The 360-nt window shown below is 74.2% G+C and carries 1 protein-coding gene; it reads left to right on the top strand.

From position 1 onward, the window contains the following. Positions 1-19: 19 nt before the first annotated feature. On the top strand, positions 20-360 hold a 341-nt coding region (locus AB4Y71_RS18025), incomplete at its 3' end, for an RNB domain-containing ribonuclease (protein ID WP_441722769.1).

Below are 360 nucleotides of genomic sequence, written 5' to 3'. Positions count from 1 at the left end.
GGCATCTAGGGTGGCGAGCATGGCTTCGCAGCGCACCGTGACCCTCCGTCCGAGCGACCCCGAGGTGGGGGAGGTCGTCGCCGCCGCGGGGCTGACCCCGCGCTTCGACGCGATCCGCGCCGAGCTCGAGGTGCCCGGCGAGTTCCCGGCGGAGGTCGTCGCGGAGGCGGAGCGGGTGGCGGCGCAGCCGCTCTCCCGGCCCGAGCGTGACGAGAGCGACCTCCCCTTCGTCACCATCGACCCGCCCGGGTCGATGGACCTCGACCAGGCCATGCACCTGGAGCGCGACGGTGAGGGCTACCGCGTGCGGTACGCGATCGCGCACCTGGAGTCCTTCGTCGAGGCGGGCGGGGCCATCGA

The sequence above is a fragment of the Glutamicibacter sp. MCAF14 genome (assembly GCF_052114325.1).
GTDB classification, from domain to species: domain Bacteria; phylum Actinomycetota; class Actinomycetes; order Actinomycetales; family Micrococcaceae; genus Glutamicibacter; species Glutamicibacter arilaitensis.
This window is presented reverse-complemented; position numbering and strand designations above follow the sequence as displayed.